Raw genomic sequence first — 22,760 nt, forward strand, 5'->3', positions numbered from 1 at the left:
AGGGCCGCTCGGCCACCGGCGCCGCTCCGGTAACACCACAAAACCCCAGGGAGAGCCAGTGCCCCAGGAGAACTCTGCCCAAAACCAGGCCCCGGAGACGGACGAGGGAGAGACGGACGAGGGGTACGACTACGACGTCCTCGTCGTCGGCTCCGGCTTCGGCGGGTCCGTCTCCGCGCTCCGCCTGACCGAGAAGGGCTACCGCGTCGGCGTGCTTGAGGCGGGCCGGCGCTTCACCCGCGAGACGCTCCCGAAGAACTCCTGGGACCTCAAGAACTATCTGTGGGCCCCGGCGCTCGGCTGCTACGGCATCCAGCGCATCCATCTCCTGGGCAATGTGATGGTGCTGGCGGGCGCCGGGGTCGGTGGCGGTTCGCTGAACTACGCCAACACCCTCTACGTCCCGCCGAAGCCCTTCTTCGACGACCCCCAGTGGAAGGACATCACCGACTGGCAGGCGGAGCTCAAGCCGTACTACGACCAGGCACAGCGGATGCTGGGGGTGCGGCTCAACCCGACGATGACGCCCTCCGACGTCCATCTGAAGGCGACCGCGGAGGCCATGGGCGTCGGCGACTCCTTCCGCATGGCGCCGGTCGGGGTGTTCTTCGGGGACGGTGACGATGCGGACGGCGCCTCGAAGGCAACGCCCGGAGCCGAGGCCGCGGACCCGTACTTCGGCGGCGCGGGTCCCTCCCGCAAGGCCTGCACCGAATGCGGTGAGTGCATGACCGGCTGCCGCCACGGCGCCAAGAACACCCTCAACGAGAACTACCTCTACCTGGCCGAGAAGGCCGGCGCCGCCATCCACTCCATGACCTCCGTCGTCACCGTCACCGAGGACTCGCGCGGCGGCTTCGCCGTCGGCACGCTCCCGACCGACAACAAGAAGAAGGGCACCGGCCGCACTTTCACGGCCCGCCGGGTGGTCATCGCGGCCGGTACGTACGGCACCCAGACCCTGCTGCACCGCATGAAGGACGGCGGACTGCTCCCCTACGTCTCCGGCCGGCTCGGCTCGCTGACCCGCACCAACTCCGAGGCGCTGGTGGGCGCGCAGAGCGACGACCGCCGCTACCGGAAGCGGCACGGCGCGGACCGGGTCGACTTCACCAAGGGCGTGGCGATCACGTCCTCGATCCACCCCAACGAGAACACGCATATCGAGCCGGTCCGCTACGGCAAGGGCTCCAACTCGATGGGCGGCTTGACGATCCTCCAGGTGCCCTACCGCCCCACCGGACGCGTCGCGGGCTGGCTGGGCAACGTCGTCCGCCACCCCTGGCTCGCCGTGCGCTCCCTCTCCAACCGCCGCTGGTCCGAGCGGACCATCATCGGCCTGGTGATGCAGTCGCTGGACAACTCCCTGACGACGTACCGCAAACCGAGCGGCATCGGAAAGGGCCTGCTGACCGCCCGCCAGGGCCACGGCGCCCCGAACCCCAACCAGATCCCCGAGGCCACCGAGGCGGCCACCCTGCTCGCCGAGGAGATCAACGGCTTCGCGGGCAGCAACGTCGGCGAGCTGATGGGCACGCCGCTGACCGCGCACTTCCTGGGCGGCTGCCCGATCGGGGAGGACGCGGATCAGGGCGTCATCGACCCGTACCACCGGCTCTACGGTCACCCGGGCATCTCGGTGGTCGACGGCGCCGCGGTCTCCGCCAACCTCGGCGTCAATCCGTCCCTGACGATCACCGCGCAGGCCGAACGCGCGATGTCGCTCTGGCCGAACAAGGGCGAGCCGGACCCGCGCCCCGCGCCCGGCCGGCCGTACGAGCGGCTGGCGCCGGTGCGGCCGGTCCGTCCCGCCGTCCCCGAGGCGGCGTTCGGCGCGCTGAAGCTGCCGTTCGTGCCCGTCCCGACGGTCCCGCCGAAGAAGTAGGGCCGGTACGCCGGGCCCTCCGCATACGCGGTAAGAGGTGAAGGGCCGCTCCCTCGCGGGGGCGGCCCTTCCTCATGGGCGACGGCCGTTACGCGGCCGCGGCACCGTCCGTCCTGCGGCGACGGACGACGAAGACCGCCCCGGCACCGACGGCCATGGCGACCCCGCCCACGAGGGCGATGGTCGGCAGCGCGGAGGACGAACCGGTCTCGGCGAGCTTGCCGGTGACCGGGATCTGCTTCAGGTCGGCCGTCGGAGCGGGCTTGTTGCCCTTGCTCTTGCCCGGCTTGCTCTTGGCCGGCGGCACGGAGCCCGGGTGGCTGCCCGCGACCAGGATGTCGAAGTCGTACTCCGCGACATCCGAGAAGCCGCAGACGTCGTCCTCGTTGTGGTACGCGCCGATGGTGAACGCGAAGCCGTAGCTGCCCGGGGTCTTGGCGTCGACCTTCAGGCGCAGCTTGGCATCGGCGTACTCACCGGGCTTCAGACCGTCGATGGAGGCGAAGTAGCCGTCCTCGTCGGTGATGGACTCCCAGGAGCGGGCGTCCTCGTCGTACCACTGCACCGTCAGCAGCTTCGAGACGTCGTCGAAGTTGCCGGAGCTGATGCCGGCCAGCGCGACGTACGCGTCGACCGACTTCATCGCCTTGTCGGAGGTGTTGGTGGCGCGGAAGGTGAAGTTCTTCCAGCCGGATCCGGCCACGACCTTGCTGGGCAGGCCGCGCAGCTCGGTGCTGATCGCCATCTCGTCCGACTGCTCGGCGCAGGTCGGCTCGTCGCTGGGCTCGTCGGTCGGCTTCGCGGTGGGCTTGGCCGAGGTGGAGGGCTCGGGGGTGCTGCTGGGCTTGGTGTCGTCGCCCGGGGTGGCCGAGGCGGTGGGCTCCGCCTCGTCACCGTTCCCGGTCTGGCCACCGTTCCCGGTCTCCTCACCGGGCTTGGTGTCGTCACCGGGCTGGGTGGTGTCGTCGGCCGGGGTCTCGTCGTCGGCGCCGGGGGTCTCGACCGGAGTGGTGTCGTCGCTCTGCTCCGGGCCGGGGGTGGCCGGCGCCGGGTCGGCGCTCGCGCTGGACTCGGTGTCGGCACCGGTCGCGAACGCGGCGGGGGCCGCCATCAGGGCGGCGGGGGCGATGACGGCCGTGGCAGCGGCAGCCGTCAAGGCACGGCGAAGCTTCATCGAGAAGACCTCTCGGGTCCAAAGTGCCGAAGGGCGGCACAAGTGGGTGCGGGCCGTCGCGGTGGGGCGCGGTATGGCCGTGCGATTGCAGGTACATGACCGGCCATGGCCAAAAAAGGTTGTCCGTCGAACAAGATTTGACCTAGTGATGCCCGTCACACAGTCCACAGGCGCCTCACAGGCAACACTCAGGCGCCGCACAGAAGGCCCCCGGCCGCCCCACAGGCACCGCCCGGCCGCCGCGCGGAGCGGGCACAGCGAAGGGCCCCGGGACGCCGTCCGCGAGGGGGGTGCGGACGGCCACGGGGCCCTTTGCTTTCGGTGCCGGCGTCAGGGCAGCGCCGGCACCGACGGGCGGCGCTGGGGGGGGGAGCGCCGCTGGCTATGGGGTGGTGCGGGGTGTTTCGGGATGGTGCGGGCCGCGCGATGGTGGGACCAATGGCAATGCCGAAGTCCCTACCGGGCGCGGAAAGCGGTACGTCGAGCATCGTCCTGGATGCGCCTCACCTGGCGCAACCGTTTCGACCGGATGCGGTCGGTCCCGGGCGTCCCCAGGACCGACCACCCCATCGGATGTGACCGGGCTGCTGTCCCCTGCTGACCGGCCACGGCACCGGAGCGAGGTCCCACGACGCGGACCGCTGCAAGCGGCCGGCGTCTCATCGCTCCGGCATTCCGCCCGTGGGGCGGCGTCTACGCGTAGTCCTGCAGGCCGCGCCTGGCTGGCGTGGCACCGGGAACAACGAAGCCTCTCGGCGGCCGGTCACGCGCCGTACGGGTGAGTCGGATACCGAACTCAAATGCGCCCGCTGCGCCGGGCGCGCGCCCCGGTACCGCGCGCCCTCGCCACCGACAGAATCCGGCCACGCCCCGGCCTTGCCTGTGTCCCGTCCGGCCTCCGGCCCGCTCCGGACTCGTCTCCGGCCCGTCTCAGATCTGGCCGCGGGACAGCTCCAGCAGGGTCATCGCCAGCGCGGTGCCCGGCTTGCCGAGCTGGTTGCGGTAGTGGGCCAGGATCTCCATCTCGCGGGCGAGGCTCACCCGGCGGCCGCCGGAGGCGATGCGCTCGCGCTGGATGACGGCCGAGACGGCCATCCGTTCCTGTACGAGGCCGATGATCCGGCCGTCGAGATCGTCGATCCGGGTGCGCGCGTCGGTGATCACCCCGGCGGCCTCGGGCGTGCGGGCGCCGGTCTCGGGGGTGGCGGGGGCGGCGGTGGCGGTCTCGGTGCTCATATCCGTATCTCCTGGGGGTGTGTCCCCGGAGCCGACATGATCCCGAACGCAGACGCCCCGGGCCTTGTCGGCCCGGGGCGCCTGGGAAGTTGCTTGTCAGTCGATCAAGCAGCACGACCATGGCAGCCGGACGGGCCGGTGCCATAGGTAAAGACGAAGGTCAGCTGCTTGGACATGGCGCCAAGTATGAGCCCGTTAGAATCGAAAGTCCAACCCCTCGTTCCACCGCCGGAAGGCCGCGAAGTGTCATCAGGACCCCCTGCCGCCGCCCCGGACGTCGTCCTCGTGGTCGACTTCGGCGCTCAGTACGCCCAGCTCATCGCCCGCCGTGTCCGCGAGGCCAGGGTCTACAGCGAGATCGTGCCGTCCACCATGCCGGTGGCCGAGATGCTCGCCAAGAACCCGAAGGCGATCATCCTCTCCGGCGGTCCCTCGTCGGTCTACGCGGAAGGCGCCCCCAGCCTCGACCGCTCGCTGTTCGAATCCGGTGTCCCGGTCTTCGGCATGTGCTACGGCTTCCAGCTGATGGCCACCACCCTCGGCGGCACCGTCGACGACAACGGTGCCCGCGAGTACGGCCGCACCCCGCTGACCGTCTCCAAGCCCGGCTCGACCCTCTTCGAGGGCACCCCGGCCGAGCAGTCCGTCTGGATGTCGCACGGCGACGCCTGCTCCGCCGCCCCCGAGGGCTTCACGGTCACCGCGTCCACGGACGTGGTCCCGGTCGCCGCCTTCGAGAACGACGAGAAGAAGCTCTACGGCGTCCAGTACCACCCCGAGGTGCTGCACTCCACGCACGGCCAGCAGGTCCTGGAGCACTTCCTCTACCGCGGCGCGGGCATCGAACCGAGCTGGACCACCACCAACGTGGTCGAGGAGCAGGTCGCCGCCATCCGCGAGCAGGTCGGCAGCAAGCGGGCGATCTGCGGGCTGTCCGGCGGCGTGGACTCCGCGGTGGCCGCGGCGCTCGTGCAGAAGGCCATCGGCGACCAGCTGACCTGCGTCTACGTCGACCACGGTCTGATGCGCAAGGGCGAGTCCGAGCAGGTCGAGAAGGACTTCGTGGCCGCCACCGGCGTCCAGCTGAAGGTCGTCGACGCCCAGGAGCGGTTCCTGAACGCGCTGGCCGGGGTCTCCGACCCCGAGACCAAGCGGAAGATCATCGGCCGCGAGTTCATCCGCGTCTTCGAGCAGGCCCAGGCCGAGATCGTCGCCGAGGCCCCGAACGACCACCCGGTCGCGTTCCTGGTCCAGGGCACGCTCTACCCGGACATCGTCGAGTCCGGCGGCGGCACGGGCACGGCCAACATCAAGTCGCACCACAACGTCGGCGGCCTGCCGGACGACATCGAGTTCGAGCTCGTCGAGCCGCTGCGGCAGCTGTTCAAGGACGAGGTCCGGATGGTCGGCTCCGAGCTGGGCCTGCCCGACGAGATCGTCCACCGCCAGCCGTTCCCCGGCCCCGGCCTGGGCATCCGCATCGTCGGCGAGGTCACCAAGGACCGCCTGGACCTGCTGCGCGAGGCCGACGCCATCGCCCGCGAGGAGCTCACCGCGGCCGGCCTCGACCGCGAGATCTGGCAGTGCCCGGTGGTCCTGCTCGCCGACGTCCGCTCGGTCGGCGTCCAGGGTGACGGCCGCACCTATGGCCACCCGATCGTGCTGCGCCCGGTCTCCTCGGAGGACGCGATGACGGCGGACTGGACGCGGATGCCGTACGACGTCCTGGCGCGCATCTCGACCCGGATCACGAACGAGGTCGCGGACGTGAACCGCGTGGTGCTGGATGTGACCAGCAAGCCGCCGGGGACGATCGAGTGGGAGTGATCGTCTGATCTCCCGCTGATGTCCATGACAACGCCGTCGCTCATTCGTTTGAGCGGCGGCGTTGTCGTTTGCGCTGGGTACGCTGGCCGCACAGGCGAGACTCCGGCATATGGGAGCAATTGTGGGCGCCGCACCTGAGTACGACCTTGACGAGCAGGGTGAGCGGTACACCTACCCCGTCCCGCCGCCGGGCGGCTGGACCGCGGACGACCTCGACCGGCTTCCGGACCTTCCTCCGCACACAGAGCTGATCGACGGGAGTCTCGTCTTTAGGAGCCCGCAGACCAAATTTCACGTGCGAGCCATGCGACTACTGGAGACCGCGCTACTGGAGCAGGCGCCGGACGAACTCGATGTCTTCCGGGAGTTCACGGTGAAGCTGGACGAGCGCAATCGACCGGAGCCCGATGTCCTGGTGGTGCCACTCGATGCGGACACCGGACCGAAGGAGACCTGGCTCCGGCCCGAGGACGTCATCCTGGCGGTAGAGGTCGTGTCGGAAGATTCCGAAGCGCGGGACCGCGACGTCAAACCTCGCAAGTACGCCTCCGCCGGTGTTCCCCACTTCTGGAGGGTGGAGAACGACAACGGCCTCCCCGTCGTATACGTCTACGAACTTGACCCAGCCACTCACGCGTACACACCGACAGGTATCCATCACAACCGCATCAAGGTCCCCGTCCCCTTCCCCATCGACATCGACCTCACCGCGATCAACCGGCGCCGCTGACCGGCGCCGGTTGACGGTATGCGCCCCGCGACGGAGGATGGATTCCGTATCACGGCAGATTGAGTCCGCCATGCGGAAGACAGTGAGGCGCGCAATGAGCACCATCGGCTTCATCGGCCTCGGCATCATGGGCAGCCCGATGGCGGTGAACCTCGCCAGGGCCGGACACACCGTGCTCGGCTGGAACCGCAGCCCCGGCAAGGCGGACGCGCTGATCGCGGCCGGTGGCAAGGAGGCGGCGTCCATCGCGGAGGCGGTGCGCGACGCGGATGTCGTCGTCACCATGGTTCCGGCGTCCCCGCAGGTCGAGGCCGTCGCGTACGGGCCCGACGGCATTCTGGAGAACGCCCGGCCCGGCACGCTGCTGATCGACAACTCCTCCATCACCCCGCAGACCTCCATCGATCTGGCCAAGGCCGCCGCCGACAAGGGCATCCGGGTGCTGGACGCCCCCGTGTCGGGCGGCGAGGCGGGCGCCGTCGAGGGCGTGCTGTCGATCATGGTGGGCGGCGACCGGGCCGACTTCGATGCCGCCCTGCCGGTCCTCGAGGCCGTCGGCAACACCGTGGTGCACTGCGGACCGCACGGAGCCGGGCAGACCGTCAAGGCCGCCAACCAACTGATCGTCGCCGTCAATCTGCAGGCGCTCGCCGAGGCCGTCGTCTTCCTGGAGAAGTCCGGCGTCGACCTCGCCGCCGCGCTGGAGGTGCTGGGCGGCGGACTGGCCGGTTCCACCGTCCTGGCCCGCAAGAAGGGCAACCTCCTCGCCCGCGAATTCACCCCGGGCTTCAAGCTGGAACTGCACCACAAGGACATGGGCAACGCCCTCGACGCCGCCCGCACCGTCGGCGCCCCGCTCCCGGTCGGTGTCGTCGCCGCCCAGCTCATCGCCTCCGCCGTGGCCCGCGGCGACGGCGGCCTCGACCACTCGGCGCTGCTGCGCGGCGTGGAGCTGCTCAGCGGCTACGGGCGGGACTGAGCCACCGGGCCGTCACCGCGGCTCCACGGCGGCGGCCAGCCGGTCCAGCGTCCTGCCCATCGCCGGGCCCATCCGCCGGGGAAGGCCGGGGAGTTCGATGACCAGGCGGGGGAGACGGGCGCGGGACCAGTCGTAGGTGTGCGTGACATGGGTGACGGCGTCGCCGGGCGTCAGCTCGTACCGCCAGCGCTGGCCGCCGATGACCCGCCGGCCGCGGAACTCCCCCCATGTCTCCCAGGCGATCAGCCGGTCCGTCTCGTACTCCACCACCACGTTCACCGAGCGGTACGCGATCCCGTTCTGCCGCATCGCCATGCTGAACCGGTCCCCGGCGCCCAGCGGTGACGGGCCGTCGGGCCGGCCGCGCAGCATGCCGGAACCGTCCAGTTCGGCATGCCGGGCCGGGTCCCGGAGCAGGGCGAAGAGCCGTTGCGGGGTGGCGGCGATGTCTCTGCTGATGGATATGGACCTCATGGTGTCCCCTCCGGTGGCGGATGTTCCTCTTCCGGTACGGCCGGCCATCCTGCGCGTCCGGGCGCGGATGCCCGTCGCAGCCCTGGCCCTCTGTCGTACCGGAGGGTAGCTTCCGCCCTTGGGGGAGTGCTGTGAGCCGTACGTCAGAGGAGAGCCGCGATGCCGGAACCGATGCCCATACCCACCGAGATGTTGCAGTTCGCGATGCCGCCGACGCACGAGAGCGTCGACGACGAGCGGCGGTACCGCAAGGAGCGTTTGGTCGCGGCGCTGCGCCTGTTCGGGCGCTTCGGCTTCGAGGAGGGCGTGGCGGGCCATATCACCGCCCGGGACCCGGAGTTCACCGACTGTTTCTGGGTCAATCCCTTCGGGATGTCCTTCAAGCACATCACCGTGAGCGATCTGATTCTGGTCAACCACGAGGGCAAGGTCGTCGAGGGCCGCTATCACGTCAACCAGGCGGCGTTCGCGATCCATTCCCAGGTCCATCAGGCCCGCCCGGACGTGGTCGCCGCGGCCCACAGCCACTCCACGTACGGCCGGGCGCTGTCCTCGCTCGGTGAGCTGCTGGAGCCGATCACCCAGGACGTCTGCGCCTTCTACGAGGACCATGCCCTCTTCGACGACTACACGGGCGTCGTGGTGGACGAGGAGGAGGGCCGCCGGATCGCGGCCGCGCTCGGGCCGCACAAGGCCGTCATCCTGCGCAACCACGGGCTGCTGACGGTCGGCGACTCGGTGGACGCGGCGGCCTGGTGGTTCATCACCATGGAGCGGTCCTGCCAGGTCCAGCTGACCGCAAAGGCGGCCGGCAAGCCCGTGCCGATCGACCACGACAACGCGGTGCACACCCGCGAGCAGCTCGGCAACGATCTGGTGGCGTGGATCAACTACCAGCCGCTCTATCAGCAGATCGCGCGGAGCGAGCCGGACCTCTTCAACTAGCCGGACCGGCACGGCCCGCCGCTGCGGGTGCCCTACGGGCCGGGGGAGCGGCTCGTAGGGCACCGGAACGAGGGCGGCAGCGGGTCAGGGTGGCCCCCCCGGCTCAGGGGCGGCGGCTAGGGGTGGTGGCCGCGGCTCACAGGTGGGGGAACAGGTCGGTGAAGGCCTGGGACCCGGCGGAGATGCCCCGGCTGAACGGGGCGTCGAAGTCCCAGACGAGGAACAGCAGGAAGGCGATCAGCGCGCTGAAGAGCCCGGCCATCAGCAGCTCACGCGTCGAACGCCGGATCTGCAGCGTGAAGATGAGACCGATGGTGATGGCCGCGCCGGCGATCAGCCCGAACCACACCACGCCCGGCAGCGTCGAATCGGCGGCGTCCGCACGGCTGTTGCGGGCGTCGTCGGCCACCCCGACCTGATCGACGAGCGGCTGGTAGGACTGCCCCTCGTAGTCGTCACGGGGGTGGTAGTCGATGACATCGGCACGGACCTTCGCCAGCAGAGCCGTACCACGCGAGGTGAGCTGCTGCTGCTCGGCCATGACCGGCCATTCCTTGTGGACGACATAGCCGACGTAGGCGTCGACGTCCGAGCGGATGCGGTCCCGCACCGGCGCCGGGTACGCCGCCGCCCGCGCGCTGACCTCGTGGAGGGCCTGCGCCTCGGTCCGTACGGTGTCCTCGGCGGCGCTGCGGGCCTCCCAGACACCGGCGATGGCCAGACCCAGGACGATCGCATAGACCACCCCCACCATCATCGTCATGTACTCGATGACATCGGGCGTCTCGGACGGGTCGTCGTCCTCGCCGATCCGGCGCTGCCTCAGCACCGTGATGGCCAGGACGACGCCGCAGGCAGCGGCCATGGCGATGGTCAGCACCAGCCATTGCGACATGGAAACCTCCTACGAGGAACGGCGCCCGGCGGAACCGGACGAGGAGCTGGAACGGGGACGGAGAGCGGCACCCGCCAGCACGGCCGGGGCGGTGACCAGCAGGGTCCTGGTCACCAGGGAGCGTCCGGCGCGCGGCTTGTGGGTCACCGGGGGGCGGCTGTGGGGGAGGGCGACCCGGGGCGGGGGAGGCACCGGGGCCTTCCGGGGGGTCGGCTTCGGGGACGGCGGGTCGATGTGCCGGGGCGGCGGCGGAGGCGGTGGCGGAGGCGAAGGCGGTGGTGGGGGCGGAGGTGGTGGCGTCGGCTTCGGCGGTGTGCTGCGCGGCCGGGGGGCCGGTGCCGGAGGACGCGGCCGGGGCGTCGGGGTGGCCGACGTACAGGGGAAGTGCCAGCCGCGCGGCATCGGGAATCCGGTCGGGACGTCGACGGGCGGGCTCGTCCCGGCGTAGGCGCAGTTGTCGCCCTCGCGGTAGCCGGGATGGCCGGTGATGTTGCTGTGGTGAGTGGGGCGGTCGTGGGCGATGGCTGAGGGGGCCGGGAGCGCCAGTACGGCGAATCCGGCGGGCACGGTGAAGGCGGCGGCTGCCAGGCACGCCGCGATCCGGTGTGATCTCTCTATTTCCCGCACGCCGGAGAGCTTGCACAGGCGGGGCGCGGATCAGCCGTCATCCCGCGTCGTTTCCCCCGAAGGTGGTAAGTGCCGCATTTGCGGGCGTACTTGGCGATCGAGTGTGCCATCGGGGCGCCGTGCGACCGGCGTCAACCTCGAGGCGGGCCACGTCCCCCGCGCCAACTGGCCGTTTGGCGGGTTGCCCCGCCATCGGGGCACAATTCCCGTCCAGGAATGACAAGTTGAGGATGGCCATGGCTTGCGCGAGGCGTGGCCGGGGCCATGACGGTGACGAGGGTGCGGGGCGGTAGCGGACGTGTCTGTTGAGGCGGCGGGCAGGGTGGCCGGAACGGGCGAGCCGGAGGGCGGCGGCGCCTGTCAGTGCGGACGGTGCCCGCACGGCGCCCGCGTGGGGCATCGGCAGGCGGTCGCCGCGTTCGTCGCGCTGCGCGAGGACTTCGCCGCCGGGCGGGGCGTACCGTCCGGGCTCGCCCACTCCGCCGGGGCCGCCCGGCAGTGGGTCTCCGATGAACTCACCCTCTCCGCCCGGCAGCTGGCCGAGCGCGCCACCGCCGAAGGCATCGCCTGGCTCGCGGCCGTACAGCGGCGGACCCTGCTGGTGGTGTGGGCCGCGGTGGCGGCGCTGCTCCTCGGGCAGGCGCTGACCGCCGTCGGGACGGGCTGGACCCTGGCCCGTACGGCGGGGCTGATCGCGGCCCTCGCGTTGGCGCTCGCCCTCACCGCGGCGGCCTGGTGGCACCGCGCGCAGGGCGGCGCACTGGCCCCGCTGATCGGCGCGGACCGGCGGCTGTCCACCTCGCGGGCGGTCGCGGCGGGGTGGGTGGCCGTCGTCCTGTACGGGGTGTTGATGGCGGCCGTCCAGCTGGCGGCGGCGGGCTCCCGTGGGCGGCGGCACCTCCTCGACGGTCTTGGGCTGCCCCGCTCCGGCGCCCTGCTGGCGGCGCTGTGCGTCGGCTGCGCGGTGGCGGTGCTGGCGCACGCCCTGGTGACCGTACGGGTCCGGGCGGGGCGGCTGCAGAAGGTTCCCGCGGAACGGCCGCGGGCCGCCGATCTGCTGGCGGACGACGCGGGGCGCGGCAGCTTCCCCGATGCGCAGTACGTGCTGGTGAACGGGGTCGCGATCGGATACGCGCTGGTGTGCCTGGCCCGGCGGCCCGCTCAACTGCCGGATCTGCCCTGGGGTCTGGTGGGGCTGATCCTGCTCTCCGCGGTCACGTATCTGGCCGGGAACGCGGTGAGCGGCGGTCGTCCGGTCATCCTGTCGGTCGTCCGGTCCCGGGAGCTGGGCGATCTCGCCGCGCCGATCCGTACCGGCGATGACATCGAGATCCGCGGCACCGGCTTCGTGCCGCCGGGCGCCGGGACGCCGGACCGGCTGGCCCGCACCGTCGTACGGATCGGCGCGGTGCATGTCCCGGTGCCCCTGGTGCCGGTGGCCGGCGGGTTCGCCAATCCGACGGACGGCGTGCTGACCGTGCCGGTACCGGTCGACGTGGAGCCGGGGCGGGTGGAGGTCCGGGTGGTCACGGCCGCGGGCGTGGAGACGGCCGGGTATCCGATCGACGTTCAGGAGTAGGCGGCCTTCGGGCGGCCCTTGGGCGGTCTTCGGGCGGACGGGGGACGGGGCGTGGGGCGTCGCCCGGCCGTCGGACGGACGTCGCCCGGCCGTCGGACGGACGTCGACTGGTTGAACCCGATACGAAGGTGCGTACGTACCTCCCCATGAGGCGCGGGCGCGGGCACAATCGTCAGCGCCCGGTGGCAACGGAGAGGCGGACGGCATGGTGCACGCGAATCGTACGGTCGGTGCCGATTTGGCGGGGACGGGCCTAGGAGGTCCCGCCACCGGGGTGCGGGGGCGGCTCGCCCGCCATGCGCTGCTCCCGTTGCGGCTCTTCCTGGGCATCACCTTCGTCTATGCGGGGATCGACAAGCTGCTGGACTCCGGGTTTCTGGCGGCCCGGGGGGCCGGCTCGCTCGGCGCGATGCTGAGCCAGGTCCATGACACGGCGGCGCTGCCGGTGCTGGTGGACCTGGCGCAGAAGAGCCCGGTCGGCTTCGGCTATGCCATCGCCGTCGGCGAGCTGGCGGTGGGGCTCGGGACGCTTTTCGGGCTGCTGGGGCGGCTGGCGGCGTTCGGCGGCGCGCTGATATCGCTGTCGCTGTGGCTCACGGTGAGCTGGTCGGCCACCCCCTACTACTACGGCAATGACCTCGCCTATCTGATGGCCTGGATCCCGCTCGTGATGGCGGGCGCGCCGCGGTACTCCCTGGACGCGGTGCTGCGGAACCGGCGCAACCGGCATGGGGCGCAGTTGTTCGGCTGAGCCGGGCCGGCGGCCGGATGGCCGTGGAGGGCACTCGCCGGGCCGGTGACCCGGCGAGTGCCGCCGGGTCAGGAGCTGTCCGCCTTGTGGCGGCGGGTGGTTGCCCAGACGGCGGCGGTGACGCCGGAGAGGAACAGGCCCGCGGGGACGGCGAGGAAGAGCCAGGGGCCGGGAGCGTGCCAGACGCCGACGGCGTCGAGGCCGTAGCCGGCGCCCACGACGATCGCGGTCACGCCCGCGATCAGACGGGCGGGTTCGAAGGGGTGACGCGTCATGAGGCGGCTCCCTGGGGGGTGGGCGCGGGCGGCGGGGTGGCGGCCGGTGTGCTGGCCGGGGCGGTGCGGATGTCGACCTGGCCGGCGCCGACCTCGAGCGTCAGATCCAGTGTGCCGCGCGGCTTCTCGCCCTTCTTCAGGCCGGTGGCGGGCAGGGTGACCGTCCGGTCCTGGCCGGCGGCGGAGATGTCCACGTCGTTGGGCGCGTCGCCGGGCAGCTGGAGATCGCCTATGCCGAGTGAGACATGGACGGTGGTGGTGACGCCCTGTGGCAGCGTCACCTGGAGGCGGCCGGCGCCGACCTCCGCGCCGGTGCGGACCGTACGCCCGTCCTTGAGCGGCAGCCCGCCGAGGTCCAGCACACCGTCGCCGGAGCCGAGCGCGTAATGCGGCCGGAGGGCGGAGAGGCTGGTGGGGGACCAGGTGCGGTGCTGCCAGTTGGCGGTGATGGTGTCGGGCAGGACGGTGGCACCCGCCAGCAGCGCGGACGTCAGGACGACCATGAAGACCGTGCCGCCGCCCGTCCGGCCCAGCCAGGCGCTGGCCACCAGCCCCAGCCCGAAGACCACCAGCGCACAGGCCAGGCCGGCTTGGAGCGCGGGGGCGAGGGCGTCGTGCCGGGAGACCCCGCCGGCGACGCCCGCGCCGGCCAGCAGCGCCAGCAGGAACGTCCAGCCGCCTATGGAACGTCCCGCACGGGCGCCGGGGCGCGGGGCACGGCCGGGAGCGGGCACCGGCGGCTGGGGCCGGCCCCCGGTGGACCATTCACCGCGGCGCGCGGACGCTCCGTGTCGGCCGTGCTCGAAGTCGTAGTAGACATCGAGCGGTGTCTTGTCGGGGCCCCAGAGATAGCCAGGGCCCGCCATCGCTTCCTTGGAGCGCGGGTCCCGCCACCACGACGGGCTGTTCGGCGCCGGGGGCGCCTGGGTCTCGGGCGGGGCGTCGGCGACGGCCTGGGCGGTCGCGGCGTCCATCGACTCCAGCCCCTCGGCCTCCGCCCGGTGGCGCCTGCGCGACCAGTAGGCGGAACCTGCCACGGCCAGCAGCAGCATGATGACGAACGACAGCACACTGCCCTTGCCGATGGTCGTCAGGAACAGCCCGCAGCCCACCAGCGCGCACAGCAGCGCCGTCAGCGCGGAGCCCTCGACGCGCCCCGACAGCAGCCTGCGGCCTTCGTTCTCCTCCTCGCCGTCGAGCGGGATGATCAGCCAGGCGAAGCCGTAGCCGATCAGGCCGACACCGCCGGAGACGGTGAGGACGGCCAGCACGATCCGGAAGATCACCGGATCGAGATCCCACTGCCGGCCCAGACCGCCGCACACCCCGGCCACGACCTTGTGCCGCCGGCTGCGGCGCAGCGGCGGATGCGGCGGGGTGGGGCCGGCGGGATCGGTGGGCGCCGACTCCTCGACGGGGGCTGCATCGTTCATGGACCCATGGTGACAAGGGCGACGGGCCCACGGCATCCGTGGGAACCCTGGCAGATCCCTGAGATTGCCCCTGAGACGGGCCTGAGGGCCCAGGGGCCTGAGAAGTTGCCCCGAGAAAGCGGCCTGAGCTGCCCGATGAGCCGTCCGGAGCCACACGTCCGGCCGTGCATGTCCCCCGACCGACCGCACGACCGTCCCCGCGGTCGGGTTCACTGCCCCCGCGGTCGGTTCCGCTGCCCCTGCGGTCCGTTCGCTGTCCCTGCGGTGTCCCTGTGGTGGGCTTTTGCTTGTCCCTGCGGTCGGTTTGCCGCTGCACGGGCGGGTTCGAGGTCCCGCATCGGCGTGCGCAATATCCGCATTCGCCCCCCGAGACCGTCCGTGACCTGAAATTGAGCAGCCGACGGGCGGTGGCCGGGGGCCGATAAGTCGACGCTGGAGACTATCGTTGCGCCCTGGATACGTACGGGCTTCCGAAGGGGCGTGCGGTGGCGGAGGCGGCGTCAGTGGACGAGGGGCGACTGGTCGCCGGGCGATATCGCCTGGTCGAACGGATAGGCCAAGGCGGTATGGGCACCGTCTGGCGGTCCCGGGACGAACTCCTCGGGCGTCAGGTCGCGGTCAAGCGTCTGCATGTATCGCCCCAACTGGATCCGGACGAACTCGCCACCCGCTATGAGCGCACCACCCGGGAGGCGCAGGCCGCGGCCCGTATCAACCACCCCAATGTGGTGGGCGTGCACGATGTCGTGGACGACGCCGGCATGCCCTGCATCGTCATGGAGTACGTCCCGTCCTCGACGCTCGGCGACGCCATCAAGGAGGCGGCGCGGTCCGGCCGTTCGCTCCCTCCGCGGGAGGCGGCGCGCATCGGCCGCGGCATGATTGCGGCGCTGCGGGCCGCGCACTCCGCCGGGGTGCTGCACCGTGACGTCAAGCCGGGCAATGTGCTGCTCGGCGCGGACGGCAGGGTCGTGCTCACCGACTTCGGGATCGCCGTCGCCACCGGGACCTCCACGCTCACCAAGACCGGCGAGCTGGTGGGCTCCATCGACTACTTGGCACCGGAGCGGGTCAAGGGCGGCAGGCCGGGGCCCGCGTCGGACCTGTGGGCGCTGGGGGCGACGCTCTATCAGGCCGTCGAGGGGCGGCCCCCTTTCCGTAAGCACACCGCGGTGGAGACGGCGTATTCCATCGCCATGGACCCGCTGGCACCGGTGCGCAACGCCGGGCCGCTGACTCCGCTGATTGAGGCGCTGCTCGCCAAGGAGCCCGAGGACCGGCCGACGGCCGACGTCGTCGAGCAGGCACTGCGCGCCGCGGAGGTGGACGCGGACACGGCAGTGCTGGGGCAGGGAACGCTGGTCGCGGGCAACGCGGCGGGCAACGCGGCGGGCAACGCGGCGGGCAACGCGGCGGGCAACGCGGCGGGCAACGCGGCGGGCAACGGCGTGACGAGTGCCGACGCTGCGACGTCGGGTGACGGGGCATGGGCCTCGACCCGCCAGACGCCGTGGCCTCGGGCGACCGTGCCGCCCTCTGCTCCGTCCCCCGTTCCCTCCCCTGTGCCGGCGGCGGTGCCCGACCCTGTACCGGACTCCCGCACCGAGACCGTTGCCCCGACCGGCACGCGGCGCCGGCGCCGCACCGTCGTCTGGAGCGTCGTGGGGGTCCTCGTCGTCATGGGCGTCGGGGGCGGTGTCCTCGCCGTGACGGGGTATCTGGGGCAGATGCTCGGCCAGCTCTCGGACGATGCGCCGGCCACGCAGCAGCCGTCCGTCGAAAAGCCGAAGCCCAGTACCTCCCCGACCGTACTGCCGCCCACGCCCGCCGGATATCACCGCGTCCAGGAAAAGGAATTCGGGGTTTCCTTTCCCGTGCCCGACGGCTGGACCCGGGATTTCAAGCCGGACCGGAACGAGGTCAACTACATCGACCCCACCAAGCTGGTCTGTCTGAAGATCAGTGTGTTGAGCTTTGCCAGCTCGGACAACGTCAAGCACTTCCAGCAGGTCGAGCGCCAGCTCGAGGCGAAACAGCCCGGCTACGACCGCATGCGGCTGCAGGACACGACGTTCAGGGGCGAACCGGCGGCCATCTGGGAGTTCCGCTTCCAGGGATCGGTACGGAAGTTCCGGGCGGTGGACCTCGGGTTCGGGCGCGAGGGCGAGAACGAGTACGCCATCTATCTGTCCGCCCCCGATGCCCAGTGGCCAAAATACGCGTCCATCTTCACGGCGGTGCGCGACGGGTTCAGCCACAAGTAGCGTGGCACGGCCGTCTGCCGTCTGCCGTGTGGCATCCGGCGGAGCGGCCGGGGGCCGGGCTACCGCGCATCCCGTCCCGGGGCCTGCGGCGCTGCGCGGTCCGCACGGAAGTGACGGTGTGGTCCTGAGGGCAGACTCCGGGTTCACTCAGGGTCGACCCTGATGCCCCGGCGGCCCCCGTCGTGTGACGATCGGACACATGACCACCGCGCCACCCCGCGCCGAGACGCACTACGCCCCGGCGCCGGACCCCGACGAACCTCCCGTGCGCAAGCTCTACCGCAGTGCCGACGGGCGGTTGCTCGGCGGCGTTGCGCGTGGGCTCGCGGGGCATCTTGGGCTGCCGGTCTCCTGGGTGCGGATCGTGTTCGTGGCGCTCTTCATGGCCGACGGACTGGGCGCCCTGCTCTACGCCGCGTTCTGGTTCTTCGTGCCGCTGGGCTTCGGCGGCGTGGAGGCCCGGCGCCCCGCGGCCGGCCACGACAAGCGGCGGCTGCTGGGCCGCAGGCCCGACAAGGGGCAGGTCGTCGCGCTGGCCGCGCTGTTGGCCGGCGCGTCCGTCGTCGCCTCCAGGTTCCAGCTGGGCCGGGCCAACGGCTATCTCTGGCCGGTGCTGCTGATCGGCGTCGGTGTCGCGCTGGTGTGGCGTCAGGCGGACAACTCCCGCCGCGCGCAATGGCTGGAGCTCGGCCGCCGCAAGGGCGTACTGCCGGTGGTGCGCGGCGCGGCCGGTGTCGCGCTGGTCGGCGTCGGCGTGACCGGCATCGTCGTGCTCCAGGGCTCGGTGCGCCATCTGGGCTCGGTGCTGCAGGCCGCGCTCGCCGTCGTCGTCGGCATCGCCCTGCTGGCCGGCCCCTATCTCGTACGGATCATGCAGGACCTCTCCGAGGAGCGGCTGATGCGCATCCGGGCCCAGGAGCGTGCCGAGGTCGCCGCCCATGTCCATGACTCCGTCCTGCACACCCTCACCCTGATCCAGCGCAGCGCCGACGACCCCCGGGAAGTGGCCCGGCTGGCCCGCGCCCAGGAGCGCGAACTGCGCGCCTGGCTCTACAAACCCGAGGGCCGCGGCAAGGACGAGGACGAGGAGCCGGCGACCGTGGCGGAGGCGGTGCGCAAGGCCGCCGCCGAGGTGGAGGACCACCACGGCGTCCCGCTGGAGGTCGTGGTGGTCGGCGACTGCCCGCTCGACGAGGCGCTGGACGCCCAGATGCAGGCCGCACGCGAGGCGATGGTCAATGCCGCCAAGTACGGTGGCGACGGCGGCGCGGTGCAGGTGTTCGCCGAGGTGGAGGGCCGTACGGTCTTTGTCTCGGTGCGCGACCGCGGCCCCGGATTCGACCTGGACGCGGTCCCCGCCGACCGGATGGGCGTACGGGAATCCATCATCGGCCGGATGGAACGCAACGGCGGCACGGCCCGGCTGCGCTCCGCCCCCGAGGGCGGCACGGTCGTCGAGCTGGAGATGGAGCGCACGGAGAGCACGGAGAGCACGGAGTGAACGGGGCGACGGGCCGACGGCGGGCGGCGGCGGGGGCGGCAGCGCGGCCGGCGGCGATACGGCCGTCCGGGGCGCGGGATCATGACGGGGCGGGTCATGGCGGATCATGACGAAGCAGGCAACGAGGGACGGACGGACGATATGAGCAGCGACGGCACCGGGCAGGGCCGGACACCGCGGGGCGCAGCGGACCGGGGCGACGTGGAGCAGGGCGAGGCGGACCGGAGCGAGACCGGCGGCGGGGCGGCCGGGGAGCGGACCGTGCGGGTCGTGCTGGTCGACGACCACCGGATGTTCCGTACGGGCGTCCAGGCGGAGATCGGGGTGACCGAGCGCACCCGCGTCGAGGTGGTCGGCGAGGCCGCCGACGTCGACCAGGCGATCACGGTCATCACCGCCACCCGCCCCGAGGTGGTCCTCCTCGACGTCCACCTCCCCGGTGGCGGCGGCGTCGAGGTGCTGCGCCGCAGCGCCATGATGATGGCCGACGGCGAGCGCCCGGTCCGCTTCCTCGCGCTCTCCGTCTCCGACGCCGCCGAGGACGTCATCGGCGTCATCCGAGGCGGCGCCCGCGGCTATGTCACCAAGACGATCACCGGCACGGACCTGGTCGACGCCATCTTCCGGGTCGCCGACGGCGATGCGGTCTTCTCCCCGCGGCTGGCCGGCTTCGTCCTGGACGCCTTCGCCTCCACGGACGCCCCGCCGGTCGACGAGGACATGGACCGCCTCACCCAGCGCGAGCGCGAGGTGCTGCGGATGATCGCGCGCGGATATGCGTACAAGGAGGTCGGCAAGCAGCTGTTCATCTCGGTGAAGACGGTGGAATCGCATGTCTCGGCGGTGCTGCGCAAGCTCCAGCTGTCCAACCGGCATGAGCTGACGCGCTGGGCGGCGGCCCGGCGGCTGGTCTGAGCACCACACCGGGCGCATCGCGAGAAATCGCGAGAAGACGAGAAATCGCGCGAAGAGGGGTGAGGAGAAGCGGCGAGGGGCCTGGCATGAGGAGTGCCAAGCGGACCGGCCAAAGGCTCGGCGAGGTGTCGTAAAGAAGGGCCAAAGACGGGCAACCAGGACCACGCGGATCGCCATCTAAGGGCGCGGAGAGGCTCACTGCCGAAGGCGGGGCCAGAACCACAGCCCACGTCCTTCGCGTACATGTCCTGGAAGCGAGACCCCGATGAGCCTGACGGGCACGCCCTTCTTCCTCACCTCCGTCGCGCTTCTGATAGTCGCCGTCGTCCTGCCGCTCGCCCTGTGGGGACGGATAGCCGGGCCGCCCCTGGTGCGCGTCGTCGCCCGGCTGCTGATGCTGCTGTTCGCCCAGGTCACCGCCATCACCGTGGTCTTCGTCCTGGTCAACAACGCCAACAACCTCTACGACACCTGGGGCGACCTGCTCGGCACCGACAGTCACATCCAGGCGGCGCAGGACCTCGGCCCGGACGGGATGGGCGGCCGGAAGCTCAAGGACGAGCCCAAGCGGATCCAGCGCTTCCGCCCCGCGGGCGACGCCAGGATGGGGCCCGGGGTCCAGATGACCGACCTCAAGGGCCAGATCTCGGGCGTCAGCGGCGAGGTCTACGTATGGCTGCCGCCGCAGTACCACGACCCCGCGTACCGGAACAAGAAGTTCCCCGTGGTCGAGCTGCTGCCCGGCTACCCCGGCTCGGCCAAGGCCTGGTACGGAGCGCTGCACGTCGGCGAGCAGCTCGGCCCGATGATGCAGCGCGGCGAGATCAAGCCGTTCATCCTGGTGTCACCGCGGACGAACATCCTCACCGGCGCCGACACCGGATGCGTCAACATCCCCGGCAAGGTCAACGCCGACAGCTGGCTGACCGTCGATGTGCGCCAGATGGTCATCGACAACTTCCGGGCCGGCGGCAGGCCGGACTCCTGGGCACTGGCGGGCTATTCGGCGGGCGCGCACTGCGCCGCCAAGCTCGCGCTGTCCCACCCGGACCGCTACCGCGCCGCCGTCGCCATGTCCGGCTACAACGACCCGGCGCTGGAGCCCGACTCCCTCGCCGGCAAGGACCCCAAGCTGCGCGTCGAGTCCAACCCGCTGCACATCCTGCAATCCGCCAACGCCGCCGGCCGGCCGCCGCGTACCGCCCTGTTCGTGTCGGGCGCGGCCGGCGACGGCTACCAGGCGGGCATCGGCCTCCGGCAGCTCGCGAAGCGGCCGACGACGGTGACCGTGCAGCAGATCGCGGCCAACGCGGGCGGCCACACCACGGCGGTGTGGCGGAACCAGGTGCCGGAGATCTTCCGGTGGCTGAGCCACCAGGTCGGATAGGACCCGGTGGCTGCGCCGCCAGGCTAGATACGACGCCGCGGCGCCTCGGGGCCCCGAAGCCGGTCCCGCGCCCGGGGTCAGGCAGGCCGGGTCGCCGCCGCGAAGGGCATCTCGTCGATGGGGGCGATACGGACCGGCGCCCCCGGATGCGGGGCGTGGATCATCTTGCCGTCGCCGATGTAGAGGCCCACATGGCTGATCCCGGAATAGAAGAACACCAGGTCTCCGGGGGCGAGCTGGGACCGGTCGATGCGCGGTCCGGAGCCGATCTGGGTGTAGGTCGTGCGGGGCAGCGAGACGCCGCCGGACTGCCAGGCGGCCTGGGTCAGGCCCGAGCAGTCGTACGCGGAGGGGCCGGTAGCGCCCCAGACGTACGGTTTGCCGAGCGCGGCGTAGGCGAACGAAACGGCCCGCGCGGCACGGGAGTTGGGCGCCTGGGAGCGGGCCCCGGACGGTGCGGCGGCCGGGGTGGCCTCGGGGGTCATCCGCCGCCGCTGCTCCTCCGTCAGCTGGTTGAGCAGCGCCTCGGCGGAGTCCAGTTTCCGTACGATCGTGACGCGTTGGCGCCGCAGCGTGCCCTCGGTACGCTCCAGCCGCTCCGCGGTGGCCTCGGCGCGGTCGCGGACCTGGCGGATGCTGCCGAGCCGGCGCGCATATCCGGCCACCGCGTTCGCCTGATGGCTGCCCGCCCGCTCCAGGATCGTGGCGCCGTCCAGATAGCGTTGCGGATCGGCGGACATCATCAGCCGTACGGTCGGGTCCACGCCGCCGGAGCGGTACTGGCTCGCGGCCATCGTGCCCAGCTCGGCCTTGGCGGCGTTGAGTTTCTGGGTCCGGCGGGCGGCCTCGTCCTGGAGCCGGCTCAGCTCCGCGCGTGCGGCATCGGCCTGTTCCTTGGCGCCGTTGTAGTGCTGCGTCGCCACCTCTGCCTCCTGGTACAGCGCGTCGACCCGGCCCTTGACCTGGGCGGGGGTGGGGCGGGGAGCGGCCTGGCCGGTGCCGTCGAAGGCGGTGGCGCCCGCGGCACCGGCGAGGGCCAGGGTGGTCGCGGCCGTACGGGCCGTGCGGCCGCCACCCAGCGCTGCCAGCGGGTGCTGCTTGGTCTTGCGGTGCGACGCCACGGTGGCCGTCACTTCCTTCCGTACGGGCCGCGCATTCGTCGACCGCCTGGAGTGAGGACGGTAAACCTGGACGTCACGGCATAGCGCCCAGTTGGCCGGAATTGGCGCCTTTTGGCCGTGAGTGATGGACGGTGAGCGAGTGTCCGGCGCGTACGGGGCCGCGCACGGCCTGCCATGATCGAAGTGGGGATTACGGGCGCCCTGCCCGAAGCCGCGTGATATGCGGCGGATACGATCCCGCACTATGGACGTAGTAATCAATATCTTCGTCGGCCTGCACATCATCGGCATCGCCTCCCTCCTGGGTGGCTTCCTCACCCAGATGAAGGCGATGAGCGCGGGGACCGCCCGCTTTGTGCCGGCCATGCTGCACGGCGCGCTGACGATGCTGGTCACCGGCATCGTGCTGGTCGGGCTGAACCAGGCCCAGGACCACTCGCTCAACAACATCAAGATCGGCATCAAGATGGCCGTCCTGGTGGTGATCCTGGCGCTGGTCTACGTCAAGCGGGACGAGGAGAAGATCGCCAAGCCGCTCTTCGGCGCCGTCGGCGGGCTCACGATGGCCAACATCTTCATCGCGGTGCTCTGGACCTGAGGTCCGGCCTCCGGATCTGGGGTCCGGTCTCTGGGGCTGAGGTCCGGCGCCCGGGTCTGTGGTCCGGTCTCTGGGGCTGTGGTCCGGCGTCTGGACCTGAGGTCCGGCGTTTGGTCCTGAGGTCCGGCCTCCGGGGCTGTGGTCCGGCCTCTGTACCCGAGGTC

20 protein-coding genes are annotated in these 22,760 nt (G+C 71.6%); 12 read left to right on the forward strand and 8 right to left on the reverse strand.

The annotated features are described in order from the left end of the window. Positions 1-58 precede the first annotated feature (58 nt). Positions 59-1,885, forward strand: a complete 1,827-nt coding sequence (locus AC5677_RS23670) for a GMC oxidoreductase (RefSeq protein ID WP_497189923.1) — start codon at positions 59-61, stop codon at positions 1,883-1,885. Between the two features lie 88 nt (positions 1,886-1,973). On the opposite strand, the gene AC5677_RS23675 is transcribed toward AC5677_RS23670, so the two are convergent. Further along, entirely contained in the window at positions 1,974-3,059 is a 1,086-nt protein-coding gene (locus tag AC5677_RS23675) for an LAETG motif-containing sortase-dependent surface protein (RefSeq protein ID WP_497189924.1), read from the reverse strand. A gap of 930 nt (positions 3,060-3,989) precedes the next feature. Further along, on the reverse strand, positions 3,990-4,295 hold the full coding sequence (locus AC5677_RS23680; RefSeq protein WP_497189925.1) for a chorismate mutase: 306 nt from the start codon (positions 4,293-4,295) through the stop codon (positions 3,990-3,992). Between the two features lie 243 nt (positions 4,296-4,538). Here AC5677_RS23680 and guaA point away from each other — a divergent pair, with 243 nt between their 5' ends. The 3 genes from guaA to AC5677_RS23695 all read left to right on the forward strand — a co-directional run bounded on the left by guaA (position 4,539) and on the right by AC5677_RS23695 (position 7,831). Beyond that, on the forward strand, positions 4,539-6,122 hold the full coding sequence (gene guaA, locus AC5677_RS23685) for a glutamine-hydrolyzing GMP synthase (protein WP_497189926.1): 1,584 nt from the start codon (positions 4,539-4,541) through the stop codon (positions 6,120-6,122). A 109-nt stretch (positions 6,123-6,231) separates the two neighbouring features. Next, positions 6,232-6,852 (forward strand): Uma2 family endonuclease, encoded by a 621-nt coding sequence (locus AC5677_RS23690; RefSeq protein WP_497189927.1) that lies wholly within the window; start codon positions 6,232-6,234, stop codon positions 6,850-6,852. 70 nt (positions 6,853-6,922) lie between these two features. Continuing rightward, the gene (locus AC5677_RS23695; RefSeq protein WP_497189928.1) at positions 6,923-7,831 is read left to right on the forward strand and encodes a 2-hydroxy-3-oxopropionate reductase; all 909 of its coding nucleotides are present in this window, start codon (positions 6,923-6,925) and stop codon (positions 7,829-7,831) included. Between the two features lie 12 nt (positions 7,832-7,843). Here the strand turns inward: AC5677_RS23695 and AC5677_RS23700 are convergent, their stop codons facing one another. Continuing rightward, positions 7,844-8,305, reverse strand: a complete 462-nt coding sequence (locus AC5677_RS23700; RefSeq protein WP_497189929.1) for an SRPBCC family protein — start codon at positions 8,303-8,305, stop codon at positions 7,844-7,846. A 159-nt stretch (positions 8,306-8,464) separates the two neighbouring features. Between AC5677_RS23700 and AC5677_RS23705 the strand changes: the two genes are divergently transcribed. Continuing rightward, a complete protein-coding gene (locus tag AC5677_RS23705) occupies positions 8,465-9,250 on the forward strand; it encodes a class II aldolase/adducin family protein (RefSeq protein ID WP_497189930.1) in 786 nt (261 codons plus the stop codon). A 136-nt stretch (positions 9,251-9,386) separates the two neighbouring features. Here AC5677_RS23705 and AC5677_RS23710 read toward each other — a convergent pair whose 3' ends face one another. Next, positions 9,387-10,145: a bestrophin-like domain gene (locus tag AC5677_RS23710; RefSeq protein ID WP_497189931.1), complete on the reverse strand. Its 759-nt coding sequence runs from the start codon at positions 10,143-10,145 to the stop codon at positions 9,387-9,389. Positions 10,146-10,154: 9 nt separating this feature from the next. Beyond that, positions 10,155-10,772: a hypothetical protein gene (locus tag AC5677_RS23715; protein WP_497189932.1), complete on the reverse strand. Its 618-nt coding sequence runs from the start codon at positions 10,770-10,772 to the stop codon at positions 10,155-10,157. Positions 10,773-11,070: 298 nt separating this feature from the next. Between AC5677_RS23715 and AC5677_RS23720 the strand changes: the two genes are divergently transcribed. Both AC5677_RS23720 and AC5677_RS23725 read left to right on the forward strand, forming a co-directional pair. Beyond that, positions 11,071-12,351 carry a hypothetical protein gene (locus AC5677_RS23720; protein ID WP_497189933.1) on the forward strand — a complete coding sequence of 427 codons (1,281 nt, stop codon included), beginning with the start codon at positions 11,071-11,073 and terminating at the stop codon, positions 12,349-12,351. 205 nt (positions 12,352-12,556) lie between these two features. Then, the gene (locus AC5677_RS23725; protein ID WP_497189934.1) at positions 12,557-13,102 is read left to right on the forward strand and encodes a TQO small subunit DoxD; all 546 of its coding nucleotides are present in this window, start codon (positions 12,557-12,559) and stop codon (positions 13,100-13,102) included. A 68-nt stretch (positions 13,103-13,170) separates the two neighbouring features. On the opposite strand, the gene AC5677_RS23730 is transcribed toward AC5677_RS23725, so the two are convergent. Both AC5677_RS23730 and AC5677_RS23735 read right to left on the reverse strand, forming a co-directional pair. Then, positions 13,171-13,377, reverse strand: coding sequence for a hypothetical protein (locus AC5677_RS23730; protein ID WP_497189935.1), 207 nt, complete (start codon positions 13,375-13,377; stop codon positions 13,171-13,173). Next, on the reverse strand, positions 13,374-14,810 hold the full coding sequence (locus tag AC5677_RS23735; RefSeq protein ID WP_497189936.1) for a PspC domain-containing protein: 1,437 nt from the start codon (positions 14,808-14,810) through the stop codon (positions 13,374-13,376). Before AC5677_RS23735 ends, AC5677_RS23730 begins: the two co-directional genes overlap by 4 nt. Positions 14,811-15,313: 503 nt before the next feature. On the opposite strand from AC5677_RS23735, the gene AC5677_RS23740 reads away from it, so the two are divergent. The 4 genes from AC5677_RS23740 (at position 15,314) to AC5677_RS23755 (ending at position 20,877) form a co-directional block, all read left to right on the forward strand. Further along, positions 15,314-17,074 (forward strand): serine/threonine-protein kinase, encoded by a 1,761-nt coding sequence (locus AC5677_RS23740; RefSeq protein ID WP_497189937.1) that lies wholly within the window; start codon positions 15,314-15,316, stop codon positions 17,072-17,074. A gap of 199 nt (positions 17,075-17,273) precedes the next feature. Further along, entirely contained in the window at positions 17,274-18,575 is a 1,302-nt protein-coding gene (locus tag AC5677_RS23745) for a PspC domain-containing protein (protein WP_497189938.1), read from the forward strand. A gap of 141 nt (positions 18,576-18,716) precedes the next feature. Continuing rightward, positions 18,717-19,490, forward strand: a complete 774-nt coding sequence (locus AC5677_RS23750) for a LuxR C-terminal-related transcriptional regulator (RefSeq protein WP_497196731.1) — start codon at positions 18,717-18,719, stop codon at positions 19,488-19,490. A gap of 265 nt (positions 19,491-19,755) precedes the next feature. Further along, positions 19,756-20,877, forward strand: a complete 1,122-nt coding sequence (locus AC5677_RS23755; protein ID WP_497189939.1) for an alpha/beta hydrolase — start codon at positions 19,756-19,758, stop codon at positions 20,875-20,877. A gap of 77 nt (positions 20,878-20,954) precedes the next feature. Here the strand turns inward: AC5677_RS23755 and AC5677_RS23760 are convergent, their stop codons facing one another. Beyond that, complete coding sequence (locus tag AC5677_RS23760; RefSeq protein ID WP_497189940.1) at positions 20,955-22,010, reverse strand: C40 family peptidase; 1,056 nt, start codon at positions 22,008-22,010, stop codon at positions 20,955-20,957. Between the two features lie 232 nt (positions 22,011-22,242). On the opposite strand from AC5677_RS23760, the gene AC5677_RS23765 reads away from it, so the two are divergent. Continuing rightward, on the forward strand, positions 22,243-22,596 hold the full coding sequence (locus AC5677_RS23765) for a hypothetical protein (protein ID WP_497189941.1): 354 nt from the start codon (positions 22,243-22,245) through the stop codon (positions 22,594-22,596). The last annotated feature ends 164 nt before the right edge of the window (positions 22,597-22,760 follow it).

It is taken from the genome of Streptomyces sp. JLSY215 (assembly GCF_059682825.1).